Origin of the sequence: Legionella pneumophila subsp. fraseri, assembly GCF_000586315.1 — a bacterium.
Taxonomy (GTDB): Bacteria; Pseudomonadota; Gammaproteobacteria; order Legionellales; family Legionellaceae; genus Legionella; species Legionella pneumophila_B.
Genome location: NZ_KK074222.1, coordinates 12,312 through 36,765 on the forward strand (window position 1 = coordinate 12,312; position 24,454 = coordinate 36,765).

Sequence of the window (24,454 nt, forward strand, 5' to 3'; positions counted from 1 at the left end):
TTAATTCATGGAGCGTATGGCATAAAATTCGTCATCAAGGTCAATCTCATTCTCTAATTCCATGATTTCATGACGTTTTTTCTCATCAAGAAGAGGAATAGCCTCCCTTGTTTTTTCTTTGTGTTCCTTCTCTACAAAACTCTCTTTCGCATTCATAGCCATTCCTTTAGAAACAATCTGGTTTATTGTTGCTATTTCCATAGCCAACCTTTAGCATGGCGCATAACCATTTAATTGACAAGAGTAAGGAATAAAAGAGGCATCCATAGCATGTCCATTAGAATGGGGTATTTTTTATAGGGAAATCAAGGGTGAGGGGATGTTGGTTTCCCAAACTGGAATAAGGAAAGCATCGACCATGATAGAAATTATACCTAATTGGCACCCCATTTTTGTTCATTTTACAGTAGCTTTATTCACCGTTTCAGTGATTCTTTATACCGTCATCTATTTGGCCTCTTATAGCCGATGGAAAAGGAGTTTGTTGGTTGTCGAATTTGAGATAGTGGCACGTTGGTGTTTATGGCTAGCCGCATTGAGCGCGATTACCACCGTGTCAGCTGGGTTTTATGCTTTTTATACGGTAAAACATGGCGCTATGCTGCATGCAGCAAAAGTGATTCACCGCAACTGGGCACTAGCTACAGCGAGTGCTATTGTACTTATGGCTTTTTGGTCAATTTGGCGTTATATTAAAGGCCAAAAACCGACTCTGACCTTCTTAATGGCGTTGTTCATTGTCCAAGTGCTGTTACTCACAACGGCTTGGTATGGAGGGGAATTAGTCTATCGCTATGGGTATGGTGTTCTGCCTGTCAAAGCAGAAAAGACGGTATCGCCGCATTAATACGATTGTCATAGAAGGATGGAAACATGTTACAAAAGGACTTGCGTTGTTCAGTAAGGAACTATTTCTTTATTTTTTCCTTTTTATTGTTCAGTTCTTCTGCTTTGTTTGCCCAGCATGAGCAACACAATGTTTCAACCCAAACACTCACCTCTCCCAAGGCAACACCGTCTCAACCTAAACCTGTGAAATACAAAACGGAACAACAACCGTCTAAAAAGCAACCCATTAGTACAGTGAAGCCCCTCACCATGACAGGCGGAGCAAAGCATATCGTCAATTTGGTGGTTGCTTATAAAACGGTAAATTTTGCAGGCAAACCCCGGCGTGCCATTGCCGTCAATGGGCAAATTCCGGCGCCTACGTTACATTTTAAAGAAGGAGATGATGTCACCATCAATGTGTATAACCATTTGGATGAGGGAACGTCTATTCATTGGCATGGTCTTTTAGTCCCTTGGCAAATGGATGGGGTGGACGAGGTGAGTCAAAAGCCAATTCCCCCAGGAGGGGTGTTCCATTATCGCTTTAAGCTTTATCAAAGGGGGACCTATTGGTATCATGCCCATGCCAAGGTTCAAGAGCAAGAAGGTTTGTATGGGACTTTTATTATTGACCCACCACACCCACCAAGCTACCACTACACCAAAGATTATGTGGTGGTGTTATCCGATTGGAGCAACACACCCGCCGAACAAGTGCTTGCGAATTTAAAAAAAGACGGTGATTATTACGGTCCTCGATTTCCCCTACAACCCTCTCTTATGAAATTTCTTCATGATTATCGCAAAGCTTCTCTTGAAGAGCGCAAAAAGTTAATCGCTGATTACAAAATGATGCAACAAATGCGCATGAGCATCTATGATTTAAGTGATGTGGCTTACGATGCGTATTTATTAAATGGTCAGTCTCAATCCCATCCTTGGACAGCCCCTGTGAAGGTAGGGGATACCGTGCGTTTACGCTTCATTGGCGCGGGAGCAAGTACCATCTATCGCGTCAAAATTCCTGATGCCAAAGTGGACATGGTGCACATCCAGGGAAATGATGTGTCACCTTATCCTATTGAGGATTTTTGGATTGCACCGGGTGAAACCTATGATATCCTGGTTACAATTCAAAAAAACAAACCTTACATTATTTATGCCGAGTCGATTGACACCCTGGGCAAAGCCTATGGAGCCTTAGTGACCGACTCTAACCAAGCCGTCAACTATCAGCAGGTGACTCCTTTTCCTGAACCACTTCCTGTCACAAGAGAGATGATGGCCAACATGATGAAGTCTATGAATGGCGGAGCGATGGATAGAAACCAACCGCATGGTTTGATGAGCAAAAATAAATCATCAACGGCGATGAAACCATCAATGACCATGCCTTCGCATTCTAAGACAATGAGTTCGCAAAGTGCCAATCACTCCATGGCCTCCATGACTTCCCAAAAGAAAATGGACAATTTATCAAATCATTCAGTTCACTCCTTACCCTCAATGAAATCCAAGTCCTCATTGACCTCGATGAAGACTATGGACATGCCGGGCATGAATCATGGCACAATGAACAACAATAAGAGGCCTAACTCTACTCAATCGTCTCATTCGATGCCAAAGCATTCTTCTTCAACACAAGGGTCCATGGGCAAAAAAATGGCTCACTCTGCTAATTACAGCGACATGTCTGCGAATATGAAAATGAAGCCTGATATGCCTATGGAGCATGGCATGTCGATGAATGATTCCATGAATATGCAGATGCCTATTGAGCCGACCATCATAGGCGATAAGATAGAGCCACCTGATTCTACAAAGGCCACCACAATAGGAACCAAATATCAAGAGTTAAAAGCTGCAGTTAAAACAAATAATCCGAATAAACCCGTCGATGGGATTATTAAAATGGAATTGTTTGGTTACATGGACCGTTATATCTGGTTTATTAATGGCCTACCGGAATACAAGGCCAAACCGATTCTGATTGAGCCAGGAAAGCGTTATCGGATTATTTTTACCAATAATTCGATGATGCGTCACCCCATGCATATTCATGGCCATTGGTTTATTTTACGCAATGGCCATGGGGCTTACGATCCTTTATTGCATACTATTGAGGTCGCCCCAGGCGCCACTGCCGTTGCTGATTTTGATACGGAGGCCAGTGGCCAATGGTTTTTCCATTGCCATCATCTTTTGCACATGACGGCGGGTATGGCGCGGGTATTTCAATACACCACCATCATCGAGATTGCCAAAGGTACTCTAAAACCAGAGAATTACGCTTTTCAACAAGCCTATATTAATCGGCCTATCGTAAGAGAAGACGAAGTCATGCCACTGGATACGGCACTCATCAATCACCCCGCAGGGCATCATCAAGGTTTCTATCGCGCAAGCTACCTCGAACTGGGAGAAGACCCTTTTCATAACGCTCAGGAAATGACGTTTAGAGGCCTCTATGGCCCAGATTACAATAAACTGCAGTTGTATACTGAGGATGCTGAAATCTATAAAGGAGCAGTCGAAAATGCAGACATCGATGTGTTCTATTGGCATTTGATCAGTCAATTTTGGGCCATTAAAGGTGGGGTCAATTATTTTTATCGCCCGGGAGGACCTTATTGGCAACCCGGTATTGGTATTGAAGGGGTGATGCCTTATTACATTGATACCAACATTAGAACCTATTACCGTGATGGTAGTGTTAAGTTTGACATTCAGTTGGCACGAGCTAACCAGTTGACCAATAACTTCTTCTTCCTAACGGGGATCCGTAGCATTCTGGCCACCCATACCGTAATCAAAAATGAGATTGGCAATGGTTTAAACCAAATGCGTTACATCATTAGACCTTATTATCGTCTTAAGCCAGGGCTTAGTATTTTTACAGAGTACGAACATGATAAAGAGTATGGGACTCTTAAGAGGATTCTTCAAAGCCAGGGAGAGCCCACCACTCAAGACACAGTTACTTTAGGGGTTGCTGTTCTTTTTTAAAAAAGCAAAACCCATAAAAGTACTGATCAACTGTCTTATTTGGAATTCATAGGAATAAATAGTCTCATTCGTGATATTAGTCCATCAAGGATGGACATTATCTCATATCAATGAACTGGCTTGGTGATTGGAATATTAGGCTTATTCTTACAAAATACCAGAAAGACTCACTACCTCTCTTAGGATGGTGACCATTTATCTGCCTGAACACATTTTTAGCACAATAAATTCCTTTTCAACAAAAGATTATGACCTTTCCTAGCTCAGTCATCAAGATTGGGGAATGAGTTCCTTACGCCTAATGTCCGCCACCATGCCCACCTTGTCCACCATGCCCGCCTTGTCCACCGTGATGCCAGTTTTGTTGGTGCCAATTTTGATGCCAGTTATGATGCCAATTTTGGTGATACTGAATCCAATGCCATCTATGTCCATTCCAATGCCACCGGCCAGGTCCACCATGAGGTGTCCAGTGAGGTGCATGAGGTACATTGGCAGCCAATATCATAGAACCTAATTGTGAATCATTTTTGATTGAGGTATCAAAGGCAGCAGTTACAACAGTTGAACCTGCCAAAGCTGCTACAGCAACAAACAGTTTCAACATCTTTAAAGTCCACATACACTGCTCCTTGTAAAGGATGTGATTATGCCATTCTAAACTATTATAAATCCAACACTTATCGTTTTAATTATAGACAAGGCATAATAATTATTCAATTTTTGAACATATTTTTGAACGTATTTTGAGGCATTTCGGGTTATACATTACTGGCGCAATCCTTTATAAGAATGGACTATACTAATAGGATTAATGAGTCAAAGGAGGACACATCATGTCGCCTGCATTTGGGCATCACCCGAGGCCACCAAAACCACAAAATGAGAAGCGCTTTTGGAGTTCTCCTTCTGGCTTGGTGGCCATCGTCATTATTGGGATTATTGGCTATTACTTGATTGTAGAGCATGGTGTGCACATAGCAAGCTTTCTAGGAGCTTCGCCTTTGGTGCTCTTAGTCTTACTCTGTCCATTGATGCATCTTTTTATGCACAAAGGACATGGGGGGCATGGAGAGGGCCATCACCATAAATCGGATAATGAGGACAACGATTCTTCTGAGAATAAGGATTGATCGAAATGGAACATACTGCTTATGCTTATGGTTTTTGGTCATTAGTTATTGTTAATTCAGCCATTTTCATTCTGTTTGCCTATAGTTTTACCACCACATTTAAGACAGGGCGAGATTGGCGCACATTTGGGGCTTTCTCTGCCTTTGTGGCTGCTTATTTTACTGAAATGTATGGTTTTCCTTTAACCATTTATTTATTGTCAGGATGGCTTTCTAAATATTATCCTGGAGTTGATTTGTACGGTCATGACAGTGGCCATTTATTACATACTCTACTTGGCTTGAAAGGAGATCCCCATTTTGATGTCTTTCATATCTTAAGTTTTGTGTTCATCATCGGTGGTCTTTGGGTGATTGCATCAGCCTGGGGTACTCTTTATCGCGCTCAAAAGAATCATCAATTAGCCACGACAGGACTTTATGCTAAAATTCGTCATCCGCAATACGATGGATTTATTCTGGTGATGATTGGTTTCTTACTGCAATGGCCAACCATTCTGACCTTAATCATGTTTCCTATACTGGTCATCATGTATGTGAAACTGGCGCATAAAGAAGAAGAGGAGACGCTTAGGGAGTTCGGGGAAGAATACCAACACTATGCACAGAAAACTCCGGCCTTTATTCCTAAACTGTTTTCAAGCTAGGTTTACAAAGGAAATTATCTTGGTTGAATTTCAGTGAATTAACTGCATTAGAACTTGAAACCTATACCCATCAATGATGCTTATAAAACCCAACGCCTTTAATATCAGTCCACAAAGTGGTTTGATGACAAAGAAAACATTGGTCAACACGAGCCTCATGCTCGTGAGCCACTACTTTTGAAATCATATTAAAATGCTCCATATAATGACTGGGTGGGGCTTGATGGCATTGAGCACAATCCATTGAGCGAGGGGAAGGGTGTCTAAATTCAGGGATGCTCCAATGAGCCGTTTCATGACAAGCAGAACAATCGTCACCAAATAACTTAAAGTGCTTGTCTTTATTTTGGTGGCATGATGCGCACCGTAAAGTAAGTTCTTTACTCGATAAATGGGGGTTTACCAGTAACGTTGGTCTTTTGGATTCATTCTGCTCTAAAAAGAGCGTAACCTGCTCAATAATCAACCGTTCTTCTTCATCATTCGAATTTGAAAAGGAACGGAGTTGCTGCAGTCCTAAGGAAGTCAGAGCATTATGATCCATCTGAGTCAAGCGTGTCTTGCCACCCTGATGTTCTGTATGACACTCAACACAACTGCCAATGTTGGCATGAAATGAGGTGGGTTGGCGTTTTAAAAGAGACTCGTTGTTGGCGTGGCATGCAATACAGTTGACTGCCTCAACCCCTTTTACTGGAGTATGACACGCATTACAGTTGTGACTAAGAAAAGAGTGAGCCTTGGAAAGCTCTCCGGGACTAGCCATTCTTTGCCACTCTGCCACGCTAGTCAAGCTGCTCACCTCATCCCCATGATAAGACGTGTAATAGGCGACAAAAGACAGCACCACTATAATGGTAAGAGCAACCAATGTAGCCCAGCTAAGCTTCATCGAAACCACCTTAATCCAAAATAAATTCCGGACCACACGTGCAGACCCAGCAGAACATACAATACCAGTGCTGTAATAATGTGAAACGCTAACCATTTTTGAAATACGCGTTTGAAGTGCTCATGAAAACGGATGGCGTATTCAAGCTCAGATATGGTTTCTGCTAAAGACAAAGCACGTACCTCTGAAGATTTTATTAAATGACTATCAAATACGGTGCCTTCAAGCAACCATAGAAGGAAGCGCGCGCTCATAAGACTTAATTTCCCGATTTTCTGTTTGGAGTATGTGCTCGATTGCAATTCTTGGGCAACGATTTGATATTGCCTTTGTAATCCCATCAGTATGGCCTTTTTTTCATCTATTTCATGAGTAATAAAGCCCATGAGATAACGACCAATAAAACCACTGATAGTGACAATGAGGGTCATTGCGGTAAGGGCTATACCCAGAGCGCCATTGAATTTATGCCCTGTATGAATCAAGACTAAAATAGAACCAATAATGCCTGTGTAAATATGCCAGGACAACAGGGTATTCATGGAGACATACTGCGTTACCCAATTCTTCAAAAATGAAATGCGCTTAATAAAGACATAGAATAGTGGAATCAGCATCAATATCGAGCCACTAACGCCAAAAACCCCACCCCAAAAACTCCCTGCAAATCGAGGAGACACATGGACTGTAAAGCCTAGCCACGTGATAAGCATTAACAGTACCAAGCCCAAAACCATCATACGTCCTGGCGCGTTCATTAAGCATCCACCTCAATATTTTGGGTGGCTTTTGCCTGACAGGCCAAGATAAGCCCCTGTTGTTTGTCTTCCTTTGAAAGGGCATCTTCACAAGCCATGGTCACCTCTCCTGACAGCAATGTCACTTTACATAATCCGCATTGACCAGTTCTACAGGCATTATCAATAGCAATACTGTTTGCTTCGGCTATTTCAAGTAGTGTGTGGTTTGGCAAAATCGGAACTGTTTTGTTGGATTTTCTAAAAGAAACCATCGCATGAGCATCTGCTTTGATGAAGTCAAAGTCTGCCTGCGTTATTTCAGGTTTTCTTTCCGGCCCAAACGCTTCTATTACAATCAAGTCGTTTGGTACGTTAAGCTCTTTCAAGATATCCAGTACCGCGTCCATCATGGCAGGAGGACCACAAACATGAATACGACGGGAGGCAATGTCGGGGACAAGATAGCTGATGATATTCTTGGTAAACATGCCTTGTAAGCCCATCCAAATGGTTCCCTCTGAACGCAGCATCGAAGCATAAACATGGAGATTAGGGTATCTTTCCTGAAGATGTTCTAATTCTTCGCGAAAGATAAAATCAACGGTTGTGCGACAACAGTAAAGCAAATAAATCTCATTGTGCCACCCAATATCAGTAAGATAGCGTATGATACCCATCATCGGAGTAATGCCAACTCCTCCACAAATCAGTACGATGCTTTTTGCTTCTTCGCCAGTAAAAGTAAATTTACCATTGGGCCCCATCACATCAAGAAGATCGCCTTCCTTAATTTCATCATGCAAATAACGAGAAAACAAGCCTTGTTCTTCTCGCTTTACCGTGATGGCACAATAATGTAATTGGGTTGGTGTCGAGGCCATGGTATAACTGCGCCTTATTGTTTTATCATTAATCACCGCGGTGAGCGTAATGAACTGGCCAGGATAATAGGTAAATGGTAAAGCCACCTGATGTTGTGACGCCAAATGAAATGTTTTTATTCCTGGAGCTTCTTGAAAAATACGACAAACGCGGAGTTTTCCTTCCCACTTCTTTTCCGGTTCGGTTAACGATCTCATGACTGGAAATTTAGGAATGAGACATTTAGGAGGGGCAGTTGATGCGGTTTCCGACGGTGCTTCAGAAATTTGAGTTGTGCCGCTGGATTCAACTGATGCTAATGAAGGTGTTGGTTCAGCTGCTTTTGCAGAGGAGTGTGATGCATCCGAAGAAGCAGCCGTATTTTGTCTTATTAAACGGTCAAGCAATGCAGCGGACCTTCTCATTTTGAAAAAATACATCCAAATCATGACTAAAAAAAACAGGCTAAATAGGCCTATAATCGTTAAATGAAAAAAAGGACCACCTAAGATATGATTGGCTTGAGGAGCACTTGGAAGGAGATTCATTTCCCGTTTAAACCACTGTAATGCGATGTAGTGCGGATTTTTCCCCTCAGCAAGCGCACGAAGTGCTGCCAGCCCACTTTCATATTGGGCAATCCCTTCACGTAATTTCTCTAAAGCCTCCTGCATTTTAGCGTAATCGTTATTGTTGGAGGCGGATAAAAGCTTGCTAAGCCCATCTTTCATGAGCGCAATACCCGATGTTATCCGTTGGTGTGCCCTTTGTTGAATTGCAATGCGTTTTTCTGGGGATAGTGTGGGTAAATTCATTAAAGAGGGGTAAAGCTCCTGAGAGGGAGTACCTATGTTTTTCATCATGCCACTCATTCCCCCGCCTTCTTTCTCTTTTCCTCCTGGATGATGTGCGGCATGCTCTTCCGTTGAGGGTTGTGCAAAAGCAAGAGAGGTCACCGCCAACATGCAATAAACTAACCCTTTTTGAAAAAATCGAAGCGGAGCAAATCCTTTTTTAATGTATTGAAACGGCATCCTCTTCCTCCAAAGCTCACTTAAAATGTCAATTCATGAAATGATTTAAGTGAAGCAGTCCGCAAGAAAGTCTTTCTTATTCGCTAAAAGACCATTCTGTATTTTGAGCTGAAATTATTTGTTTTCCCATCTAATATTAGTTTATCCCATATTCTGTAACAAATTTCCAATGACTCAAAAGGTATTACTATGAATTCATGTAGTAATTAATTCTGTAACCCGTATAAGAAAACGACCTCATAAAGAGGCGGTGTTACTTGTTTACCTCATATTTTTAAGTGAGTTCCTGGCCAATAATCGCTTCCGCGCTTTGCAAAATATTCTGAATTTCTTCAGTAATTTCTTCTTGGCGCAGTAAATTGAGACGATTGTTTAATGAATTTTTTTTATTTTCTAGGCGATCTAATGCCTGGTTTAAATGAAAAAGTCTTTGATGATTCTCCGCAAAAAACGATTGATAAAAAATCGAATAACACATGGCAAGTAAATAATGTTCTACCAAGTCAGAAAAAAACTGGTCTTTGGGTAAATTTAAAATGGGTGGCATAGAAAAATGATTCGCAAGACTTGGATCAAATTCTTCAAAGGGTCGCCAGGTTTTTACTTGAATTTGATTTCGCTCTTCCTCATTGAAGAGAACATTCCAATGCAAAGAATGTAATATCCTATGTCTTTGTAATAAGGCTTTTTCTAACGTTTGTAATAAATTTAAAATCACGGCTGGAATTTCTTCAATAGCATTGGGTCCCTCTATTGTTGCCATGACACGAGGATCATTAGCCATTTTTAGTGTCAGTTTATTTCCTACAAGAATGAGTATTGGCTCCAATTCAGAATTTTGCTCTTTGAGAGCATCCAGCTGATGAATTAAATTATCATTAAAAGGACCACAAAAGCCTCGTTCTGAGCCGATAAGAATAGAAATTAACGGGTGATTCCCTTGTTGATTCATGAGGGAAATAGGGTAGAAACTTAAAAAATCACTGCTCACCTCACGAATGGTTCTAATGACTTTGTCTTGCATGGAAAGAAATGTGGTAATTTTGCCTATTTCAATTAAAGAAAGATTTTTCATGGCCGTCATGATGTTGCCAATTTCCTCTAAGGTATGAAGATGTTCTTTCAGTTTCGTTCGCTTAGTCATATAACCATCCAAGTGGTAAATAATACTCATTACTTTACTTTGGAATGGATAATGAGTCAGTTCTATGCCATTAGCCATTCTTTTATAGCCTTTTTCCATTGTTCTCGGGTGCTTCCCAATGACCAATTGCTCTGTTTTATTTCTTCTTCTATTTTTTTGAGGTTTTTGGGGACGTCTTCTAAATTCAATTCGTCAAAGAAACCCTCATTGTAAGCAATCAGCCATGCGAGTTGAAATTCAATAGGTAGTGGTGAAAATCGTTCTTGTTTCAGAATTTCTCTTAAAATTCGCCCTTTTTGAATTTGCTTTTGCATTTTGGCATCCAGCCTTGCCCCAAAGCGAGTGAACATTTCCAAATCAAGAAATTGCATGTAATCCAGTTTCATTCGACTGGCTTCTTTTTTAATTTGCAAATACTGAGCTTTACCACCGACTCGTGAGACCGATTTGGTGATATCAATGGCTGGAAGAAATCCAGAAGAGAATAATGATTCATCAAAAAAGATTTGTCCATCGGTGATTGAGATAAGATTCGTAGGGATATAAGTCGCAATGTCACCTTCTTTGGTTTCGATAATAGGCAACGCAGTCATACTGCCGCCTCCCATAGCAGGGGAAAGACAGGTTGAGCGCTCTAATAAACGGGAATGCAGATAAAAAATGTCAGCAGGAAACGCTTCACGTCCAGGTGGTCTACGCAGTAAAAGGGAAAGCTCACGGTAACTATTGGCATGGGCACTCAAATCATCATAAACCACCAGGGTATCCAAGCCTTTTTTCATCCAGTGTTCGGCAATGGCGCACCCTGCAAAAGGGGCCAGATAAAGTAATCCAGGTAATGCCGTTGCAAGGGCCACCACAACAGTTGTATAGTCCAATGCGTTGGCTTTTTTTAATAATTGAATGGTAGTGCTCACTGTGGAACGCTTTTGTCCAATCAACACATAGACACAATACACCTGTTTATCTTTTTGATTCATCACAATATCAATGGCCAGAGAACTTTTACCAAGCCCATTGTCGCCAATAATTAATTCCCTCTGCCCTTTGCCAATAGGAATTAAATTATCAATAATCTTATTGCCCGTATAAAAGGGACGACTGACAAAGTCGCGGTGAATAATAGGTGGCGACAACCTATCAAGTAATCCTTGTTCATCACACGGAGGAATCTCGCCGCCATCTAATGGATTGCCTAAAGGATCAATCACCCGCCCGAGCAGGTTGTCGCCTACAGGAATACTCAATACTCGTTTCAGAGGGAAAATAAGGGTGCCTGCCTTTAATTTTTTGGTTTGTACCAACATAACAGCGCCTACAAGGTCTTCTGTGAGATGGAACACCATGGCGATACAACAATTATCCTCTGAAATAAGAATTTCATCGATAGCGGCTCCAGGTAATCCCTTAATCCAGATAATGCCATCTCCCACAGAAACCACCTCTCCCTGTTCTGAGATCTTGACTTGAAACTGATAGTTCTCAAGGCGTTGTCGTTGCTTCTCAAGAAAAGAAGAGGTGTTAGGCCAGTTCATTTTTTGTCTCTGTAAAGAATTTTAATTCATCACGAAGATTGGCTTGCAAACACATCGGACCCATTTGAAGGGTTAATCCGGCTAGAAGCTTCGGATTTTCCGTAAAATGGATTTTAAGTGTTTGAGGTACTAATTGTTCAATGGCTTGTAGCAGTCGCTGCTTTTGATGTTCCTTGATGGGGTAGGCACTTTGTATAGAAACGGTCTCTTCCTCAGAAATAATATTCCCCCATGGCCATTTTTCCACTGGGAAATGATGGAGCTCCTCGATGGTTTTTTCGATGATTTTCTCTTCAAGGTGCGCATCAGCAAAAGGTATTAACAACTTTTCAGCAAATTTCCCAGCCAAAAGGAATGCTTCTTTAGCATTGTTTTCAATGATGGTTGAAGCTCGTTGCATTTCATGGGAAAAAATCTGTTCTTTCTCTTGACTCAATTGTGTTTCAAAACGAAGCCTCTCCTCCAATTTCCATTGTTCCATTGCCTCATGCCACTCGTTTTGCAGGGTCGCTTTCTCTTGTTGCCAATCGGTAAGACGATTTTCATAGGTTGTTTGCAATTGCTTTGCTTCCTCGTGCAGTGTTGCAGCATTCTCTAATTGTTCTTGCACCCTTTTTTTTCGTTCTAACATGGTTTTTTGTATTGGCGCATAAAGAAAGCGTTTCAAAATCCAAAGGAGAATAAGAAAATTAATGATTTCTAATGAAAAAGTGGTCCAAGAGAGTTCCATTGGCTTTATCCCTGTTGCGTTACAAAATAAGACAATAATGGATTTCTAAAGAGAATAATCAAAACAATCACCAAACAATAAATGGCTAATGATTCGATCATGGCCAAACCAATGAATAAGGTTCTCGTGATGGATTTTTCAGCCTCAGGTTGCCTTGCTAAAGCATCCAGGGCGTGACTAATGGCGCGCCCCATGGCCAGTGCCGGTCCTATGGTTCCTATGGCAATGGCTATTGCCGCAATAACGGTTGACGCTAAACTAAACCAACTCATGTCATTCATAACGATTCTCCTCGGCTTTTAAGTTCATGGGCTTGAATGCCCCCAGCGATATAAATTAAAGCCAGCATGCCAAAAATATAAGCTTGGATGATGGCTTCAATAATATGTAAAATGAGGATTGGAATAGGGGCTAAAAATCCGGCAATCATGAGGACAATCAAGGCGGTTAATTGCAAGCTCATGATATTACCAAACAATCGGACTGCCAATGCGAATGTTCGAGATATTTCGCTTATCAAATGAAAAGGCAACAAAAAAGGAGTTGGCTTAATAAAATGTTTCAAATAATCTCGCCATCCTTCGGCACGAATTCCAAACCAGTGTACCGATAAAAAAGTAATCATCGCAAGTGACGCCGTCACAGATAAATCAGCCGTTGGTGAATAAAATCCTGGAATAACACCGATTAAATTGGAAACAAGGATAAAAATCCATAAGGTGGCTACAAAAGGAAATATCTGCTCAACGTGTTGAGGCAATACTTCGTTCATCGCATCATGCATGGTGCTCAAAACGCCTTCCCAAATGACTTGGCAAGTGCTTGGTTGTAGGAGAGAGTGTTTTCGAGTAGAACTCCATGCCAAAAGGAATAAGGCCATCATAATGAACCACGTGGTCAATACGCTCTGTGTGATGGGTAGCCCACCGATTGAAAAGGCGAAGTGCGCTAAGAATCCTTCTTCTCCCACGATTAATCCTTAATTAAAAGATACACGTTAATGGCGCCAATAATCACACCGACGATGATTAAATTGATGGTCCAACTAATGGAATACCCTTTTATTTTTTCATCGAGCCAAACCCCGAGATAGGCTCCTGCAATGATAGGTAAAACAAAAACAAAGCCTAAAGTACCCAAATAAACCGTTTGGGCTAATAAAGTAGATTTTCCCTTTTTGGCTTCATTGATTTTGTGGACATTCCGTTTCACTTGTTGTTCAAGTTCCTTTTTCGAATCTTTAAATCCCATAGGTATTCTGCCGTTTTAATTCCCATAAACGCTTTAACATTTCTTCATCCAAACGATGTAAGCTTTCTTTGATACGTGATAGATTGTTTTCTTCCCAATGTAATTCTTCCTCTATCGCCCTTTGTATGGCTTGGTAATCTTTATGGCGTACATAATGTCTGGTCGCGATATGTAATTGATTTTCAATGAAATAAACCACTGCTCCTGGTAAGGCTAAGTATTCAGTCTCATCATTCTCATAACGAAACCAGGCCAAACCAAATTTTAGACACGTCATCATTCGGCCATGATGAGCTAAAATCCCAAATTGCCCAGAGTGGTCTTCGCCAACAAAACTAACGACCCTATCCTTTGTTTCATATTGTGTGGCACTCTTAAGATGGATAGTAAAAAGCTCCATGTCAGTCGTTATCTCCCTTTATTCATGGCACCTATCATGTAACACTCTTCTTCTGAAAACTCATCGTAATCTCCTCTTAGGAGCGATTCACAATCGGTTAATGTTTGTTCTAATGAAACCGACTTCCCTTCAATGCCTGTTTGTTGCTTTGTGACATGAAAGGGTTGGCTAAGGTAGCGTTGCAGTTTGCGTGCTCTTAACACGATAGCACGGTCTTTAGGAGAAAGCTCTTCAATTCCCATCATAGAAATCATGTCTTCTAATTCTTGATAACATTCCAGGTGTTCTCGTACGGCTTGGGCAATGGAATAATGTCGCTTGCCCAATAGGATTTTATCCATAAATTGACTCTTGGAAGCCAGGGGATCTACGGCAGGATAAATGCCTTTGCCTGCTTGTGAGCGAGAGAGTACTATGATGGAATCTAAATGAGTAATGATTCCAGTCACAGCCGGATCGCTCATATCATCGGCCGGAACGTAAACCGCTTGTACTGAAGTCACTGCTCCCTTGGCAGTAGACGTCATGCGCTCTTCAAGTTCTGCTATCTCAGTCATTAAGGTGGGTTGATAACCGACACTTGCCGGCATTCTGCCGAGTAACCCCGAAATTTCACTGCCAGCTTGCACAAAACGATAAATATTATCCACAAGAAAAAGAACCTCATGTTCCAACGTATCACGCAAATATTCCGCATAAGTTAATGCGGATAATCCTGTGCGAAAACGAACCCCTGGCGATTCATCCATTTGACCAAATATCATGAGGGTTTTATCCATCACCCCAGCGGATTTCATCTCATGCCATAATTCATGTCCTTCCCGAATGCGTTCCCCAACACCAGCAAAAACGGAGGTTCCTTGATGTAATTGAATAATAGCATGCATCAATTCCATCAGTAGTACGGTTTTTCCAACTCCTGCACCACCAAACAATCCCGTTTTACACCCTCTAACGAAAGGACAAAGTAAATCAATGACTTTAATTCCTGTCTCAAGAATAGTTTCTTGAGTGTTCGTCATTTCAAGTGGTTCGGGTTTTATCAGAACATCACGATATTCATTGGTTTCTAATGGTGGGGCACCGTCTAAAGGTTCACCAAAAATATTTAAAAGGCGGCCCAAGCAATCTTTAGAAACGGGGATTTGTAAGGAAGTGCCTTGATCATAGACTACTAAACCTCTTTGCAATCCTGAGGCGCGGTGTAGCGTGATGGCTTTGACATGATGCTCATCAAGATGCTGACACACTTCTAAAATGTATTCATCACTGTCCGTGTGGGTTTTAAGAGACTGATGTAAAGAAGGTAAACTATCACAACTTATTTTGACAACAGGACCATTGATTTCAACAATCCTGCCGATTGGTGTTCCATGACTTTGAGTAACAGCCGTGTTTTTATCCATCATTTTCCAGTTTTATTCGTGTCACATGAGATTATATGCCAGGATGTTCCTCTATTGTTACATCACTTTATGGAACAGCTTCTCACAATCATTGAAGGAAGAAGTATCCACGTAGACAATGTCAATATCAAAGCCTTGCAAGTCTTGCTTTTTCTGCCACTGCTTTCAATAAAACCGAATCCCTTGTCTTTATTAAACCATTTAACTTTACCACGAATTTTATTGGTCATTTTTGTTTATTTCCTTATAATTAAGTGGGTTACATAGTGTCATGCGACGTTACTCTCTATGCCAATAGTGGCTAATCTAATAGCTCATAGCCGTTTAATCAGTGGTCTCTTCAGTGTCTCCCTTTAATTTTTTCAATGAAACCACTTTATCACACTGGACCTCAATGGTAGTTGTTTTAGCAGCGGATACCCCCCAACATCGTATTCTTTTTCCCTCTTTACTGATGAATAGGACATGTATAACCAAATTTTTTCCATAGGTGTTGTCGATGGTGATGTCTTGAGTATCATTCGTTTTTGCCAGGAGTCTTCCTAATGAATTGCCATTACGGTGGAACTCTATTAATACTTCAGTATTTGATAAGGGCACATTATTTATTTTGGAATCCTTATGGTATTTAATATGGTAGGATTGCATGCCTGCATAGGTATTGAGTGCCATGCAGGAAAAAATTGCCGCAAGAATAATTTTAATAAGGCCTGTTTTTTTTATTTTAAATGACTTGATATAGTTCATGTGATTCCTATCCCTATCCTTGCCTATTTACTTTTAGTATTTTTTCAAAAAATTTCTAAATCCCAAAGGCTTTAACAGTATAAAAGCTACTAAGTGGCTCCGAATTGCTCTTTTAAAAGACTCGATGAAATAGGTCTTTTCTGAATAATTAGAGTTAAATTTAACAACTGACAATCCAAGCGTAACAAGAGGGCTCTCTAGAAAACCAGATTAATAAGAGCCACCTGTGATTAAGTTATTGCACTATATTGTTTTATAAAGAGAATTTATTCATTCTTCATCATTGGGCATCCCATCATTTTTCGATCCATCATCGTTTGCATCATTTCCATCATCATTTGCATCATCTTCATGCGTTGTTCCGTCATTTCTGGATTTTTTGCTGCATCATCACCCATATGTTGCATCATCTTCATACCTTTTTGCATCATTGGCATTTGAGTTTGCATCAATGATTTTTTTTCTTCTGTGGTTTGGGCGTTCATGAGTTTATTATGCATGTCTTGCATTTGTTTTATGGCTTCTTGCATTTGCTTCATTTCTTCTTGTAGCTGGGTTGACTGCTGATTGTTGCTTTGCATTCCCATGTTATTCGAATTAGTACTAGAAGGCATGTCTTCGGCAAAGAGTGTCGTGGTAACCAAACTGCAAGCGGCCAATAGAATTAACGCATTCCGTTTAAACATAATGAAATCTCCTTATTTATTTTTCAATGTATTATCCTGACTTAATATTCTAGCACAGTGGTGCCCATACGACCATAAAAAGCTAAAGACAGACTAGAGAATGAATATTAATGCCAGCCTATTCCTCCACTGTAGTGTCCTTCGTAAGTATGAGAAACACTATGTGAATTACTGGTTGTCTTGGATGTGGAACAAGAGATAATTAGAAGTGTTGAGCTTACTAGGGCAACTAACCCAATAACAGCTTTAAATAGTCTGAGTGTTGACATATCAATGTTCCTTATAATGTAAAATAAAACGCTTGTTAAATAACTATATAAACGAATTGTGTTATTATTTATCATTATTATAATAGCACTATTAGAAACACACGCCTTACTCATTGTCATTTTATGAAAGAAAAGGCCGCGCTTATTATTCTATTAATGATAATACAGAACATAAGCAACACCACAACTCACATCATGGTATACCTTTCTACTCTTTACTAAAGATTACATGGATTTTTGTAATCATTATAATCATTATTTTGGTGAATATATTCATCACCACCCCGCTAAAGAAGATGAAGTGCTACCGAAAGAGGGGTTTGAACAAGAATTTAATCTCTATTTATCTTATATTTATGACTACTTGGGCGAAGGAACTTTAAACGTATGGTTTAATGATTTACTCGCAGAAACTTTATAAGCAGGTATTCTTTTTAAATTATTCTATTCAAAACAAATTGAAATATATTTTGTTGCCTAATAGGTAAGCGAAGAGGTCGACCAACTTAAATCTACCCATTATAAAAAACATAACGCGCAACCAGCATTAGTGCCAACCAATTCCTCCCGTGTTATGTCCTTTGTACGTAGAAGAATCATTTTGTGAATTCAGGGCTGTTGTTGATGCACAAGAAGTAAACAAAGGGGATGAACTAACCAATATCCCTAACACGATAATCATCTTGAATAGTCTACGAGTTCGCATATTGATATTCCTTGCAATAAAATAGGCCTCATAAGTTAACAACCCCTCATTGTTAATTGTAATAGCACAAAAGCTAAGCAATCAATTGAATAGGAATGGTATAACTATATAGTTCGGAGATATTCAAAACTCCCCAATAAAATTAAGTATTTGTTTTGAATTTTTATTGATTCAATAATAAGATAGGTTTCCATTTGTTGCTGTTAACAAGGAACAGTATTGTATGCGATTACGTCTATTAGCATTCCCTTTAGCCGGAATTATCATTGGTGTGAGCATTTATTCTGGAATCATTAATACGATTAAAGAATATGTGGACAATTATGTTGTTCAACACAAAAATCCCGCAGATTGGAATAATCGCGGGATAGATTATATGATTGGCAAAAAGGTACCCCAAAATTACTCTGAGGCAGTAAAGTGGTTTCAAAAGGCAGCAGAGCAGGGTGATACCATGGCTCAACGCAACCTTGGTTTAACGTACACAACCGGCAAAGGTGTTGCTCAAAATCATAGCAAGGCCATGAAATGGTTTCGAAAAGCAGCTGAAAAAAATGATCCCGTCGCTGAATTTAATCTTGGTGTACTCTATATAGAAGGCATTGGCATTTCACATAATGATGGGGAAGCTGTTAAATGGATCCACAAAGCAGCTGAACAAGGATTTCCAGACGCGGAACGTACTCTGGGTATCCTATATTTAACTGGCAAGGGTGTAAAACAAAATGATGGTGAGGCAATAATATGGTTTCGTAAAGCAGGTGAACATGGCGATCTTGCGTCTCAGCGTACTCTCAGTGCAATGTATGCAGAAGGTAATCATACTCAGCAAAATGATTTTGAGGCGATGAAATGGTTTTATCTGGCTGCTAAGCAAGGAGATCCTATCGCTCAGTATAATATAGCTATCGGTTTTCTTGTAGGGAAAGGTATGAAGCAAAATAATATTGAAGCAATGAAATGGTTTCATCTCGCTGCCAATCAAGGATTGCCTCAAGCTCAATACGCGCTTGCTGCAATTTATCATGATGGCCAAGGGGTTCCTCAAAATCATGATGAAGCACTAAAGTGGCTTCAAAAAGCTGCTGAGCAGGGGTACCCAGCGGCTCAGCAGCACTTGCAGACTCTTAGGGGAGAGTGAATCACATGACTGTAATCTCTGATGACTTACCACCAATTTCGCTTTTATTGCCTTAATTTTTCTTACTTAAATAGGAATGTAAAAAACTAGGAACTCTCGTTATTGTTTACTGGATACGAAGGTGGTACTAATGCCTTCGAGTATGACTGGCCCAAACACGCCCAATAGAAGGATTTTTATGCTTTAGACCACTGCTCTGATTTTTGCCATTATTTTGAGTTTTTTTAGTTGTTGGAGTCAAAGACGTGCATGCTGAGACACTGAAGAATAAAAAAAGTGCTATTAAAAGAAAGGTGTTCCTTAATACTGTTACAATATTCATAGCAAATCCTTATAAAATTAAAGTATTTATTCCCCCATTAAATTAAGATATAAAAATTGGCATGAATAGGGTCATTTAAAAATCAATGGCTCTATTTATCAAAATAGATACGCATCAGAACGAGCTCCCTTTTCTTAGTGTCTCTTTTGTATATTCAGTCACATTATTTGAGGTAACTCGGAATATTGTACAACAAATATTGCTCATCAATTGAATAAAATGACGTTCTGACCTATATAAAGCTCTTTTTTGTTTTTAAGGAGCAAGGAGTGCGGTATGGATATTTTAAAGGTATTAAAAATTGCCATTCCTGCAATCGCCTTTATGGGTGCTCCTGTTGTTTTTGCGTTTACTCCTAATGCTCCAGTAAACCCTCAAGGTAACGTCGTTTTAGCCGCAAATAACTATCATCATGGCGATGGTTGGCACCATGGAGGCGGACATCATAGTGGGCATTAAATCAATTGCCTTCTGTGATTATTATTAATGAATCAGATGGCCTTTCTGTTGCGTGGTCTTATCTTTTATTCCAAAACAGAAAGGCAGAGCTTACCCTCAAGCGAGTTGATTGGCTGTGAATCAAGGAGGAGTCTAGGAGCCTGAAAGAGAGTAATTGGCTCGAATTTGTGCCAGCACCTTTTGCAATTTTTGCCAGTTGGCTTGTGTGCCTTCTTTATCATTGGCATCACCCGTTTTATCAAGACGCTTTGCCAGTTGCTCAGTATATCCCACATTTTGCTTAAGATTTTTGAGTTGTTCTTCAGACAAACTCTTACTTAAATCGGGCAGTGCTTTGACTAAGTCTCGAATCGCAAACGCATGTTGGTGAATGGTATCCAGCTGATTGTCAGTCAATGCTTTGTTAATGGCTGCAGCATGTTGGTCAATGGCTTCCCAAATGGCAGGAATGGTAGTTGGGATTGTCTGAGCTTCCTCCTCATGATTAGTAGCAGAAGCATACGCAGGTGACAACAAAAAAAGCAAAACAACAAACAGGTTAAACAAACCTAGTGCTTTTTTATTAAAGGACTTCGTTATTTGATTCATCATGATTCTCCTTGAGAGTTTTCCTTTGCATACTGTCTTTTTTCACGCCAAGCTTCCATCGCGTTATAAACCGTTGGCACTACAAACATATTTAAAAACGTAGATGTAAACAATCCTCCAAGCAATACTTGTGCCAAGGGACGCTCCAATTCTTTTCCAGAAGGTGAGCCCCACAACAAAGGAATTAAGCCAAGTGCTGCGGTCGCCGCGGTCATAAGCACAGGCACCAAACGATCCAGAGTCCCTTGAATAACCACCTGTTCCCGAGATTGTCCTTGGGTACGTAATTGATTATAGTGGCTTACTAAAATTATCCCATTACGGGCTGCAATGCCAAATAAGGTGATAAAACCAATCATCGCAGCCACACTCATGTCACCACTCGCCAGAAACAAAGAAATCACTCCACCAATTAAAGCCAAAGGCAAATTGAACATGACCAATAGCGCTTCACGAAAGGTCCCAAACGCTTTATGAAGAAGTATCAACATGATAAAAATAGCCAATGCACCAAATACAATAATCACGCGGGAGGCTTGCTGTTGACTTTCAAACTGCCCGCCATACTGAATAAAATAGCCACTCGGCAATGAAACCTTTTCCTTAACTTGTTGTTGTACTTCTTGAATCACACTACCCAAATCTCTCCCTTGCACATTAAAGGCAATCACTAATAAGCGCTGGACGTTCTCACGGTTAATCGCAAAAGGCTGAGGCTCCAGCTGAATTTCTGCCACCGCACGCAAAGGAATTTTAGTTTCCTGATTCGCCAATCCATGGGCATCAATCAGCATGTTTTGAATGGCTTTAATACTGTCTCGCCCTGTCTCACCCATGCGCACATACAAATCAAACGTTCGTTGGCCTTCGAGAACACTTGATACTGTTACCCCATTAAGAAGGACTTGCACATCCTCTGAAATCTGCCCCACATTAACCCCATAACGAGACGCCTTCTCTCGGTCAATGGTAATGACCAACTGGGCCACCTTGATTTGTTGTTCTTTGTTCACATCCACTACCCCTGGAACAGTCTTTAAAATAGCCTCAACCGATTGGCCTAACTCGTTAAGGGTAGTCAGATTATCGCCAAAAAGTTTCACCGCCACTTGTGCTCTGACTCCTGAGAGCACCTCGTCCATACGATGGGCAATAAATTGCCCGACATTAAACACAGCACCTGGAATGTTCGCCAAATCTGCTCGAATGCGACGCAACAATTCATCCGGTGACATGGTTTTGTCTTTGCCAAAATCAAGGCGCACATCAAATTCACTGGCATTGGGCGGCATGGCATCTTCATCCAATTCACTGCGCCCTGCCCGTTGAGTTATGGAAATGACTTGTGGATACTTCAGCAAGGCTTTACTGACTTGTTGTCCTAATCGCATGGTCTCATCCAGGGAAGTTCCAGGAAGCGTGCTCATTGCGATAATAAAATTGCCTTCATGAAACTCAGGCAAGAACGAAGTCCCAAAAAAAGGAAGCAAGGCTAAAGCAAAAAGAAAGGCGCCAATGGCCATAGTCACAACCGTTTTACAGTGCGCCAATGACCAATTTAAACCCGTTAAAAAATGTTTTTTTAACCAAATCACAAAACGAGTTTCTGCTTGAGCGTGCTGGACTACTTCTTCTTTAGTCAATTGATAGCGTTCGCTTTGGGATAAAGCATGCATCACGACTTGAGCATCTTGCTGTTTTTCCATTCTTCCTACTAAAAGAAGATAACAAAGGGCGGGCACCGTAGTAATAGAAACCACGAGTGAGCCCATGACCGACGCAATGTAAGCAATAGCTAAAGGACTAAAAATTCGCTCGGGAATTCCTGATAAAAAGAAAATCGGCAAAAACACCAGACTAATGATAATGGTCGCATAAACCACTGAGCTTCGAATTTCCAAAACCGCGTCAAAAACAACTTCAATCGCAGGCAAGGGTTTCTTGGCCAAGCGATTAAGCCTTAAGCGATGCACCACGTTTTCAACGGTAATAATGCCATCGTCCACCACCTCACCAATGGCAATAGCCATCCCACCTAAAGTCATTGAGTTAATACCAAAACCAAAATAGTGAAGAACCAGGATACCGACGATAAAAGAAATAGGCATGGAAAGAAAAGTAATGAAAGAAGCTCTCCAATTCATTAAAAAGAGAAACAGCACCGCAATGACAATGATGGCCCCTTCAATCAAGGCTCTAGTCAAGTTGTGAATCGCCGATTCAATGAAATTGGCTTGGCGAAATGCTTCACTAATTAATTCCACACCTGCTGGCAAAGAGTGTTTAATCTCCTGTAATGCTTGCTCTACTTTATAGGTGGTGGTTAGAGTATCCGCCCCATAAATTTTGGAAATCGTGCCAATGACCGCGTTTTCTGCATTATAAGACGCATCGCCTCGTTTGATTTCACCACCGAAAGCGACGGTGGCTACGTTATTAATGGTAATAGGAACTCCATTACGAACTACAATCAATGTTTTTTTAATGTCATCCAGTGTTTTGATGCGACCCATGGTGCTCACCACAAACTCCGTACCCGCCTGATGCACAAAAGCACCAGGAACGTTTTGATTCGCGGACGTTAAGGCTTGGCGTACTTCTTCAATGGTGATGCCATAAGCCACCATGCGCTGGGGGTCCAGAAGCACCTGATATTGCTTGACTTCCCCACCAACGGAAACCACCGCAGCCACCCCACCTAAAGCCAAGACGCGAGGACGAATGGTCCAGTCGGAAATCGTACGCAACGTTTCAGGGCTTGAGGTGCGGCTAATAAGTGCGTATTTAACAAGCCATCCCACCGCAGAAGTAACAGGCAACATCACTGGTGCATTGGCCCCCGGGGGAAGTCGATCGACTGCTTGCTGAAGACGCTCGTTAACCAATTGACGATTGCGGTAAATGTCCGTTTTGTCATCAAACACTACCGTAATGGTGGATAATCCCACCGAAGTTTTTGAGCGAACACTGGCCACACCCGGTGTTCCATTGATGGCACTTTCTAAAGGGTAAGTCACCAGTGTTTCCATATCCTGGGTAGCCATACCAGGCGCTTGAGTTTGCACCACCACTTGGGGTGGTGCAAATTCGGGAAACACATCCACTGGCATTTGTTGTAGGGTATAGCCGCCTAGCAAGCAGAGGATAATGGTCAAGGCTAAAATTAAGGGGCGATTACGTAATGACCAGGCAATGAGATAAGTAAACATTTAATGAGGCTCCTCTTGGCCTTTCTTCGTTTTACTGCCCCCACTCAACCACAGAGTATAAAGCTCACGATTACCCTGAGTCACCACAAGGTCGCCAGGAACCAAGCCATCGGTAATTTCTGAATACTCATCGTCCACTGCACCCACGTTCACTACAACACGATCGTAGATGTCGTCGTTTTGCACAAAAACAAAGGACTCATTATCCGCTTGCAACAAAGCCGCATTAGGTACAGCAAATGCTGCCTCATTACGATCTAAAATCACGTTGGCGCGCACAAACATGCCTGGTTTGAGAAACCCCTCCACATTGTCTAAAATAATTCGTACATTAACGGTACGGGTTAATGGGTCCAGATTGGGCTCAATTAAAGTCACTTGGCCTGGAAAGATTCGTTTTGGGAAACTTAATGCATGAATATTCACTTCCTGTCCGACCTTAATCTTGCCTAAATCTTCTTCATACACTTGAGCAATGACTAACAATTTATCGCGATTGCTAATGTGAAAAAGAACGGTATTGGGCTCCACCGCTTGACCTAAATTAATGTTGCGCGCATCAATGAGGCCTGCAATCGGCGCTGTGACCGCAACGCTCGGTGGAGGATTACCAACGAGTCTTGATTGCACCGTAGCCAAGCGTTGTCCTGCCTTGACCCTATCCCCTAAATTCACATCAATGGCGGTCACACTGCCACTAATCCGAATACTGACATC

General features: G+C 41.1%; 26 protein-coding genes and 1 pseudogene. 6 read left to right on the top strand and 21 right to left on the bottom strand.

The window, feature by feature from the left end; translation table 11 throughout:
* The gene (locus CC34_RS01000000116495; RefSeq protein WP_080274205.1) at nt 1–156 is read right to left on the bottom strand and encodes a hypothetical protein; all 156 of its coding nucleotides are present in this window, start codon (nt 154–156) and stop codon (nt 1–3) included.
* A 163-nt stretch (nt 157–319) separates the two neighbouring features.
* On the opposite strand from CC34_RS01000000116495, the gene CC34_RS0110795 reads away from it, so the two are divergent.
* Together CC34_RS0110795 and CC34_RS0110800 are read left to right on the top strand one after the other, a co-directional pair.
* A complete protein-coding gene (locus CC34_RS0110795) occupies nt 320–847 on the top strand; it encodes a DUF2231 domain-containing protein (RefSeq protein WP_028378335.1) in 528 nt (175 codons plus the stop codon).
* Between the two features lie 26 nt (nt 848–873).
* A complete protein-coding gene (locus tag CC34_RS0110800; RefSeq protein ID WP_028378336.1) occupies nt 874–3,837 on the top strand; it encodes a multicopper oxidase domain-containing protein in 2,964 nt (987 codons plus the stop codon).
* A 298-nt stretch (nt 3,838–4,135) separates the two neighbouring features.
* Here CC34_RS0110800 and CC34_RS0110805 read toward each other — a convergent pair whose 3' ends face one another.
* Nucleotides 4,136–4,459 carry a hypothetical protein gene (locus CC34_RS0110805; RefSeq protein ID WP_028378337.1) on the bottom strand — a complete coding sequence of 108 codons (324 nt, stop codon included), beginning with the start codon at nt 4,457–4,459 and terminating at the stop codon, nt 4,136–4,138.
* 214 nt (nt 4,460–4,673) lie between these two features.
* Here CC34_RS0110805 and CC34_RS0110810 point away from each other — a divergent pair, with 214 nt between their 5' ends.
* Together CC34_RS0110810 and CC34_RS0110815 are read left to right on the top strand one after the other, a co-directional pair.
* Nucleotides 4,674–4,970: a DUF2933 domain-containing protein gene (locus CC34_RS0110810; RefSeq protein WP_028378338.1), complete on the top strand. Its 297-nt coding sequence runs from the start codon at nt 4,674–4,676 to the stop codon at nt 4,968–4,970.
* 5 nt (nt 4,971–4,975) lie between these two features.
* Nucleotides 4,976–5,617: a methyltransferase family protein gene (locus tag CC34_RS0110815; RefSeq protein WP_027228240.1), complete on the top strand. Its 642-nt coding sequence runs from the start codon at nt 4,976–4,978 to the stop codon at nt 5,615–5,617.
* Between the two features lie 70 nt (nt 5,618–5,687).
* Here the strand turns inward: CC34_RS0110815 and CC34_RS0110820 are convergent, their stop codons facing one another.
* The 16 genes and pseudogenes from CC34_RS0110820 to CC34_RS1000000117500 all read right to left on the bottom strand — a co-directional run bounded on the left by CC34_RS0110820 (nt 5,688) and on the right by CC34_RS1000000117500 (nt 18,018).
* Entirely contained in the window at nt 5,688–6,509 is an 822-nt protein-coding gene (locus CC34_RS0110820; RefSeq protein WP_028378339.1) for a cytochrome c3 family protein, read from the bottom strand.
* Complete coding sequence (locus CC34_RS0110825) at nt 6,506–7,267, bottom strand: hypothetical protein (protein ID WP_028378340.1); 762 nt, start codon at nt 7,265–7,267, stop codon at nt 6,506–6,508. The genes CC34_RS0110820 and CC34_RS0110825 overlap by 4 nt, the downstream gene beginning before the upstream one ends.
* Nucleotides 7,267–9,144, bottom strand: coding sequence for a 2Fe-2S iron-sulfur cluster-binding protein (locus CC34_RS0110830; RefSeq protein ID WP_028379477.1), 1,878 nt, complete (start codon nt 9,142–9,144; stop codon nt 7,267–7,269). The genes CC34_RS0110825 and CC34_RS0110830 overlap by 1 nt, the downstream gene beginning before the upstream one ends.
* Nucleotides 9,145–9,418: 274 nt before the next feature.
* Complete coding sequence (locus CC34_RS0110835; RefSeq protein ID WP_028378342.1) at nt 9,419–10,288, bottom strand: F0F1 ATP synthase subunit gamma; 870 nt, start codon at nt 10,286–10,288, stop codon at nt 9,419–9,421.
* A 62-nt stretch (nt 10,289–10,350) separates the two neighbouring features.
* Nucleotides 10,351–11,823 carry a F0F1 ATP synthase subunit alpha gene (locus CC34_RS0110840; protein WP_028378343.1) on the bottom strand — a complete coding sequence of 491 codons (1,473 nt, stop codon included), beginning with the start codon at nt 11,821–11,823 and terminating at the stop codon, nt 10,351–10,353.
* Nucleotides 11,810–12,553 carry a F0F1 ATP synthase subunit delta gene (locus CC34_RS0110845; protein WP_028378344.1) on the bottom strand — a complete coding sequence of 248 codons (744 nt, stop codon included), beginning with the start codon at nt 12,551–12,553 and terminating at the stop codon, nt 11,810–11,812. The genes CC34_RS0110840 and CC34_RS0110845 overlap by 14 nt, the downstream gene beginning before the upstream one ends.
* 5 nt (nt 12,554–12,558) lie before the next feature.
* Complete coding sequence (locus CC34_RS0110850; RefSeq protein WP_019235654.1) at nt 12,559–12,834, bottom strand: F0F1 ATP synthase subunit C; 276 nt, start codon at nt 12,832–12,834, stop codon at nt 12,559–12,561.
* The gene (locus CC34_RS0110855; protein ID WP_028378345.1) at nt 12,831–13,523 is read right to left on the bottom strand and encodes a F0F1 ATP synthase subunit A; all 693 of its coding nucleotides are present in this window, start codon (nt 13,521–13,523) and stop codon (nt 12,831–12,833) included. Before CC34_RS0110855 ends, CC34_RS0110850 begins: the two co-directional genes overlap by 4 nt.
* A 2-nt stretch (nt 13,524–13,525) precedes the next feature.
* Entirely contained in the window at nt 13,526–13,804 is a 279-nt protein-coding gene (locus CC34_RS0110860; protein ID WP_027228232.1) for an AtpZ/AtpI family protein, read from the bottom strand.
* Complete coding sequence (locus tag CC34_RS0110865) at nt 13,794–14,204, bottom strand: F0F1 ATP synthase subunit delta/epsilon (RefSeq protein WP_028378346.1); 411 nt, start codon at nt 14,202–14,204, stop codon at nt 13,794–13,796. Before CC34_RS0110865 ends, CC34_RS0110860 begins: the two co-directional genes overlap by 11 nt.
* A gap of 8 nt (nt 14,205–14,212) precedes the next feature.
* The gene (gene atpD / locus CC34_RS0110870; RefSeq protein ID WP_028378347.1) at nt 14,213–15,610 is read right to left on the bottom strand and encodes a F0F1 ATP synthase subunit beta; all 1,398 of its coding nucleotides are present in this window, start codon (nt 15,608–15,610) and stop codon (nt 14,213–14,215) included.
* A gap of 152 nt (nt 15,611–15,762) precedes the next feature.
* A pseudogene (locus tag CC34_RS1000000117115) lies at nt 15,763–15,840 on the bottom strand (cold-shock protein); the annotation flags it as partial.
* Nucleotides 15,841–15,934: 94 nt separating this feature from the next.
* The gene (locus tag CC34_RS0110880) at nt 15,935–16,357 is read right to left on the bottom strand and encodes a hypothetical protein (protein WP_028378349.1); all 423 of its coding nucleotides are present in this window, start codon (nt 16,355–16,357) and stop codon (nt 15,935–15,937) included.
* Nucleotides 16,358–16,623: 266 nt separating this feature from the next.
* Complete coding sequence (locus CC34_RS0110885) at nt 16,624–17,043, bottom strand: type IV secretion protein Dot (protein WP_028378350.1); 420 nt, start codon at nt 17,041–17,043, stop codon at nt 16,624–16,626.
* Nucleotides 17,044–17,150: 107 nt separating this feature from the next.
* Nucleotides 17,151–17,312, bottom strand: coding sequence for a hypothetical protein (locus CC34_RS1000000117495; protein ID WP_165481879.1), 162 nt, complete (start codon nt 17,310–17,312; stop codon nt 17,151–17,153).
* A gap of 547 nt (nt 17,313–17,859) precedes the next feature.
* Nucleotides 17,860–18,018, bottom strand: a complete 159-nt coding sequence (locus CC34_RS1000000117500) for a hypothetical protein (protein ID WP_165481880.1) — start codon at nt 18,016–18,018, stop codon at nt 17,860–17,862.
* Between the two features lie 223 nt (nt 18,019–18,241).
* Between CC34_RS1000000117500 and CC34_RS0110895 the strand changes: the two genes are divergently transcribed.
* Nucleotides 18,242–19,159, top strand: coding sequence for a tetratricopeptide repeat protein (locus tag CC34_RS0110895; RefSeq protein ID WP_028378351.1), 918 nt, complete (start codon nt 18,242–18,244; stop codon nt 19,157–19,159).
* Between the two features lie 598 nt (nt 19,160–19,757).
* Entirely contained in the window at nt 19,758–19,940 is a 183-nt protein-coding gene (locus CC34_RS0110905; RefSeq protein ID WP_027228224.1) for a hypothetical protein, read from the top strand.
* A 132-nt stretch (nt 19,941–20,072) separates the two neighbouring features.
* Here the strand turns inward: CC34_RS0110905 and CC34_RS0110910 are convergent, their stop codons facing one another.
* The 3 genes from CC34_RS0110910 to CC34_RS01000000116505 all read right to left on the bottom strand — a co-directional run.
* The gene (locus tag CC34_RS0110910; RefSeq protein WP_027228223.1) at nt 20,073–20,528 is read right to left on the bottom strand and encodes a hypothetical protein; all 456 of its coding nucleotides are present in this window, start codon (nt 20,526–20,528) and stop codon (nt 20,073–20,075) included.
* A complete protein-coding gene (locus CC34_RS0110915; RefSeq protein ID WP_028378353.1) occupies nt 20,528–23,737 on the bottom strand; it encodes an efflux RND transporter permease subunit in 3,210 nt (1,069 codons plus the stop codon). The genes CC34_RS0110910 and CC34_RS0110915 overlap by 1 nt, the downstream gene beginning before the upstream one ends.
* Nucleotides 23,738–24,454: efflux RND transporter periplasmic adaptor subunit (locus CC34_RS01000000116505; protein WP_231957882.1), on the bottom strand; the 717-nt coding region annotated here is incomplete at its 5' end. It lies immediately after the preceding gene.

Excerpts from the sequence above, each read along its gene's own strand:
- CC34_RS01000000116495 (WP_080274205.1), bottom strand. The coding sequence starts at position 156 with ATGAATGCGAAAGAGAGTTTTGTAGAGAAGGAACACAAAGAAAAAACA.
- CC34_RS0110795 (WP_028378335.1), top strand. The coding sequence starts at position 320 with ATGTTGGTTTCCCAAACTGGAATAAGGAAAGCATCGACCATGATAGAA.
- CC34_RS0110800 (WP_028378336.1), top strand. The coding sequence starts at position 874 with ATGTTACAAAAGGACTTGCGTTGTTCAGTAAGGAACTATTTCTTTATT.
- CC34_RS0110805 (WP_028378337.1), bottom strand. The coding sequence starts at position 4,459 with ATGTGGACTTTAAAGATGTTGAAACTGTTTGTTGCTGTAGCAGCTTTG.
- CC34_RS0110810 (WP_028378338.1), top strand. The coding sequence starts at position 4,674 with ATGTCGCCTGCATTTGGGCATCACCCGAGGCCACCAAAACCACAAAAT.
- CC34_RS0110815 (WP_027228240.1), top strand. The coding sequence starts at position 4,976 with ATGGAACATACTGCTTATGCTTATGGTTTTTGGTCATTAGTTATTGTT.
- CC34_RS0110820 (WP_028378339.1), bottom strand. The coding sequence starts at position 6,509 with ATGAAGCTTAGCTGGGCTACATTGGTTGCTCTTACCATTATAGTGGTG.
- CC34_RS0110825 (WP_028378340.1), bottom strand. The coding sequence starts at position 7,267 with ATGAACGCGCCAGGACGTATGATGGTTTTGGGCTTGGTACTGTTAATG.
- CC34_RS0110830 (WP_028379477.1), bottom strand. The coding sequence starts at position 9,144 with ATGCCGTTTCAATACATTAAAAAAGGATTTGCTCCGCTTCGATTTTTT.
- CC34_RS0110835 (WP_028378342.1), bottom strand. The coding sequence starts at position 10,288 with ATGACTAAGCGAACGAAACTGAAAGAACATCTTCATACCTTAGAGGAA.
- CC34_RS0110840 (WP_028378343.1), bottom strand. The coding sequence starts at position 11,823 with ATGAACTGGCCTAACACCTCTTCTTTTCTTGAGAAGCAACGACAACGC.
- CC34_RS0110845 (WP_028378344.1), bottom strand. The coding sequence starts at position 12,553 with ATGGAACTCTCTTGGACCACTTTTTCATTAGAAATCATTAATTTTCTT.
- CC34_RS0110850 (WP_019235654.1), bottom strand. The coding sequence starts at position 12,834 with ATGAATGACATGAGTTGGTTTAGTTTAGCGTCAACCGTTATTGCGGCA.
- CC34_RS0110860 (WP_027228232.1), bottom strand. The coding sequence starts at position 13,804 with ATGGGATTTAAAGATTCGAAAAAGGAACTTGAACAACAAGTGAAACGG.
- CC34_RS0110865 (WP_028378346.1), bottom strand. The coding sequence starts at position 14,204 with ATGGAGCTTTTTACTATCCATCTTAAGAGTGCCACACAATATGAAACA.
- atpD (WP_028378347.1), bottom strand. The coding sequence starts at position 15,610 with ATGGATAAAAACACGGCTGTTACTCAAAGTCATGGAACACCAATCGGC.
- CC34_RS0110880 (WP_028378349.1), bottom strand. The coding sequence starts at position 16,357 with ATGAACTATATCAAGTCATTTAAAATAAAAAAAACAGGCCTTATTAAA.
- CC34_RS0110885 (WP_028378350.1), bottom strand. The coding sequence starts at position 17,043 with ATGTTTAAACGGAATGCGTTAATTCTATTGGCCGCTTGCAGTTTGGTT.
- CC34_RS1000000117495 (WP_165481879.1), bottom strand. The coding sequence starts at position 17,312 with ATGTCAACACTCAGACTATTTAAAGCTGTTATTGGGTTAGTTGCCCTA.
- CC34_RS1000000117500 (WP_165481880.1), bottom strand. The coding sequence starts at position 18,018 with ATGCGAACTCGTAGACTATTCAAGATGATTATCGTGTTAGGGATATTG.
- CC34_RS0110895 (WP_028378351.1), top strand. The coding sequence starts at position 18,242 with ATGCGATTACGTCTATTAGCATTCCCTTTAGCCGGAATTATCATTGGT.
- CC34_RS0110905 (WP_027228224.1), top strand. The coding sequence starts at position 19,758 with ATGGATATTTTAAAGGTATTAAAAATTGCCATTCCTGCAATCGCCTTT.
- CC34_RS0110910 (WP_027228223.1), bottom strand. The coding sequence starts at position 20,528 with ATGAATCAAATAACGAAGTCCTTTAATAAAAAAGCACTAGGTTTGTTT.
- CC34_RS0110915 (WP_028378353.1), bottom strand. The coding sequence starts at position 23,737 with ATGTTTACTTATCTCATTGCCTGGTCATTACGTAATCGCCCCTTAATT.